The 683-nt window shown below is 53.7% G+C and carries 3 tRNA genes; all 3 read right to left on the bottom strand.

The features are described from left to right. Positions 1 to 70: 70 nt before the first annotated feature. The 3 genes from AC1RPH_RS07660 to AC1RPH_RS07650 all read right to left on the bottom strand — a co-directional run bounded on the left by AC1RPH_RS07660 (position 71) and on the right by AC1RPH_RS07650 (position 503). Positions 71 to 146 (bottom strand) — tRNA-Trp (locus AC1RPH_RS07660). Positions 147 to 346: 200 nt separating this feature from the next. Then, positions 347 to 422: transfer RNA gene (locus AC1RPH_RS07655), tRNA-Phe, on the bottom strand. 5 nt (positions 423 to 427) lie between these two features. Then, positions 428 to 503 (bottom strand) — tRNA-Asn (locus AC1RPH_RS07650). Positions 504 to 683: the final 180 nt, after the last annotated feature.

The raw sequence follows: 683 nt of genomic DNA, 5'->3' as shown, positions 1-683 counted from the left end.
GTGCAATACCGTCGTGCATGAATCTCGGGCGAACCCGAATCAGTAGCTGGTCAGTTCTACTGACTGAATATGGCAGGTGCTGAGAGATTCGAACTCCCGACCAACGGCTTTGGAGGCCGCCGTTCTACCAGCTGAACTAAACACCTGTGGTAGGGGACACAGGATTCGAACCTGTGAATGCTGGGATCAAAACCCAGTGCCTTGGACCTGACTTGGCTAGTCCCCAATTGATTAGTTGACCTCAACACGTGGAAAATCTACACTAGCGACACACAGGCCGAGCCCGGGACACAAATTGCGGTCGGGGTAATCAGCCCCTCCTACGATTTTTACGAGGTCACAACGTTGGTGCGCAGGGCTGGACTCGAACCAGCGACACCCGGATTTTCAGTCCGGTGCTCTACCAACTGAGCTACCCGCGCATGTTTGGCTCCGGTGGCTGGGATCGAACCAGCGACCCACGGATTAACAGTCCGTTGCTACTACCGCTGAGCTACACCGGAATTGAGTCAGATAGACCGGGTAACAACTTCGTCCGGCTCACTATCTGATTCGTACTACTTAACTGATGATACCAATCAGGTCGCCTTCGAGGCACACCTTCAGCTCTTCACCATCTACTTCTACGGTTGCAGTCGTCATTGACGTGATAACCGTGTCACCTGCCTTAACGCGCAGAGGAC

The sequence above is a fragment of the Dellaglioa sp. CoH-57-MRSF-16 genome (genome assembly GCF_056782055.1).
The sequence above is the reverse complement of the archived record's forward strand: the minus strand, read 5'-3'. Positions and strand labels throughout refer to the sequence as shown.